3 protein-coding genes are annotated in these 3,132 nt (G+C 61.0%); all 3 read left to right on the plus strand.

Features of this window, described 5'->3' with window-relative positions:
- Positions 1–87 precede the first annotated feature (87 nt).
- Positions 88–477: a DUF4156 domain-containing protein gene (locus tag WBP53_RS11650; RefSeq protein WP_423929095.1), complete on the plus strand. Its 390-nt coding sequence runs from the start codon at positions 88–90 to the stop codon at positions 475–477.
- Between the two features lie 132 nt (positions 478–609).
- Positions 610–1,608, plus strand: coding sequence for an NAD-dependent epimerase/dehydratase family protein (locus WBP53_RS11655; RefSeq protein WP_423929097.1), 999 nt, complete (start codon positions 610–612; stop codon positions 1,606–1,608).
- A gap of 118 nt (positions 1,609–1,726) precedes the next feature.
- Positions 1,727–2,869 (plus strand): hypothetical protein, encoded by a 1,143-nt coding sequence (locus tag WBP53_RS11660; RefSeq protein WP_423929099.1) that lies wholly within the window; start codon positions 1,727–1,729, stop codon positions 2,867–2,869.
- Positions 2,870–3,132 lie beyond the last annotated feature (263 nt).

The following is a 3,132-nucleotide window of genomic DNA, read 5'->3' on the forward strand; positions in this document are numbered from 1 at the left end:
AACTAGACCTGAATTCGAACCATCCATTCAGCAACCACTCCATACACTCCCATTCAGAATGAACCCCACTCCCCGACGAGCGCAGCGATGAAATTCCTGATTCCCCTCCTGCTGATCACACCACTGGCCGCCTGCAGCTGGGGCATCAAGCTCGACTCCGCGGGCCGCGACGTTCGGGTCGCCTGGAATGATGATGTCAGCGCCTGCCGCGATCTCGGCCGAATCACCGTATCGGTGCTGGGCAAGGTCGGTCCGATGGATCGCAGCCAGGTCAAGGTCAATGACGAGCTCGAAGTCATGGCGCGAAACGAGGCGGCGACCATGCATGCCAATACGATCAAGCCACTCGCCGACGCCAGCGATGGCGAGCAGAGTTGGGGTGCCTACGCCTGCTCATCCGCGCCGGCCTCACCAGCGCGCGATGCCAATGCACGATCCAGCGAAGCCCTGGAAACGTTTCCGCTCAAGGAAAACTGAAATCTCGCGCGTACCCGAACGCGTTGGTCGGGTGATTTGACCTTGCGTACTCGAATTTGATCCTGCAGTGCTGCACACTCCAGACAAGGGGGTGTCGCCGCGCGACACGATGACGAGCACAGTGTTCAAGACATGCAGATTCTTCTGACTGGAGCGAGCGGCTTTCTTGGCCGCAGCATTGCCACCGCGCTGGTGGACGGCGGCCATCAGGTACGTGCTCTCGTGCGTACCGAAAACAACGGCTTGGCCAGCCTTGGCGTGCAGCAGGTGCACGGGCAAGCGACTGCATTCGAGGATGTTTGTGCCGCTGCAGACGGCTGCGAAGCGATTGTTCATGCGGCGGGTTGCAGCGATCCGCTAGCCAGCATCGAAGACCTGCATGATGCCAACGTGCGAACAACCGAATGCATGCTTGGCGCCTGCGAACTGGTCGGCGTGCCGCGCTTGCTGCTGACATCCTGCGCCAACGCCGTCATCGGCCAGGAGGATCTTGCCGGCGTGGACGAACGCCAGGCCTACCCTGCCCGCTGGATTTCCGCCTATGCCCACACCAAGGCGCTGGCCGAACAGCGTGTACTGGCAGCCAGCAATGCGCAGCTGGGCACCTGTGTCCTGCGTCCACACCTGCTTTGGGGTGCGGGTGAAAGGCGAATGCTGCCAGCCCTGCTTGATCTGGCCGGCCGCGGAAAGCTGCGCCTGTTCGGTGAACCTGACTGCAAGATCGACCCCTGCCTTGTCGACAACGCCGCGCTGGCTCATGTTCTGGCAATCGACAAGCTGGCGCCGGAATCGCCGATTGCCGGCAAGGCTTATTTCATCAGTCAGGGCGAACCCATGAGCATCGAGAATTTTCTCAATGCCCTGCTTCGCGCCGGCGGATTTCCACCCGAAAAGCGTCGCATGTCCGCACTCAGTGCGCGAGCGCTCGCAACAGCGGCACGCGCCGGTGCCGACAGTGCCTCGCCACTGATCAATCCCTACCTGCTTGATCTCTTCAGCCACGCCAGCTGGTTCAACCTGGCAGCAGCCAAGCGGGATCTCGGCTACTCCCCGAAACTGAGCACCGCCGAAGGCATGAGTCGGTTGTTCACTGCGTTGACTCGCTCACGCATGCAAAGCCGGACAACCTGAGCAGAAGCGAATGCGCACGCCGGGCTGTGCGCTAGTCCCGCCCGTGAGCGTTGGTCACGATGTCGGAGAGCAACTCCGGACAGGTTTTGGCGTGGCTTCGGCTGGGGAGGATCGTTCGATGTGGGGATTCATGCCCTGGTGGGGCTTGATTACGTGCCTGACACTCGTGATCTGGCGCGGCAACAAGTGGTTTGCGCAATTGAACCCCAGGCAGGTGGATTCGCTCGGCGGCGAGAGATACGGCTACCACGAGGAACGTTCCGGGATTGGAGCGCTGGGCAGGCTGCTGCTCGACTTCGACGTGCCGGCCGCACGCTTCTTCAGACTGCGTCGCGAAAACTGGTTCGACCGATTCGGCAAGGGCATTCGGCTGGTCGCCGAGCCAGAGGCCAGGGATCCGATATACGACAAACTGTTTTTTCTCGACAGCGATGACGAATCGCTGGTCAACCTGCTCTGGGAGAACAAGGAGCTGCGTGCCTTGCTTGTTTCATTCCTGGGGCGGCTGGAACGCAAAGGGGCGCGCCTGATTTCGATGGATGCCGGGAATGGCAAATTGAGTCTCTATATCGGCGTGGGCTCGGTTCGTCGAACGGGGCAACTCCGCGAGGAGAGTGTCGCCTGGTTGATGCCATTTCTGCAGGCAATCCGGACCTTGCCCGCCAGCCCGACTCGTCCGGCTCGGGCCTCGAGGATTCCCGCCGACGTGGTTCGCCGGGTTGGCCTGACGCTGTTTGCGTTCGGGGGCTATTCGGCCAGCTGGATCTGGATCATGAGTTCGGAGCGATTGTTCGAGCCCGCAGCGCTGACCTGGTTCAGTGCGATTTTCAGCGTGCTGGCATACATCGCACTGGCAATCTGGGCTTTCAGGCATCTCGGCCGCGTTTCCAACCGGCATCGAGCGCTCGCGATGTGGTTGTTCCTGTCAGCGATTGGTATCCCCCTCTGCAGCTTCGCCCTGATCAGGGCGATCAACATCAATCTGGATTTTGCCGAACACAACACGTTTGCGGTGGAAGATGCTGTTCTTGCTACGCACCACAAGCGCAAGGGCGGGCCCATCCATCGCGTCAGCTTCAGGATCCTCGATGGAACACATCATCAAAGCGACTCCCTGAGGATTGACTGGCTCGACTATCGTCGGCTGCGCAGCGCCTGGAAAGACAAGGACACCGGGCCTGTCATCGTGCATGTTCATCCCGGCCTGCTGGGCTTCGGGTGGAGGGAAATCATTCCGCAACCGGCTCCCGTCGAAGACTGATTTCGCCACACTTCCTCAAACCCTCGGCTGAGAACGCCTACGCATCCCGGAGAGCGAAGCAGCAACGGACCCCACGGTCGTTCCCGATCGGATGGCTTAGAATGCGCCGATGATGATTTCCGAAACTTCAGAAGCGCCACGTACGCCCAATCCGGTTCTACAGGTGCTCGGGCGCGGGCTCGAGAAGGCGCTCAACCACGCATTGAGCCTGGACCCTGAAACCCGGTCCGCACTGGGGCCACTCGATGGGCGCGCCCTGAAAG

It is taken from the genome of Dokdonella sp., from assembly GCF_049593775.1.
Classification (GTDB): domain Bacteria; phylum Pseudomonadota; class Gammaproteobacteria; order Xanthomonadales; family Rhodanobacteraceae; genus Dokdonella.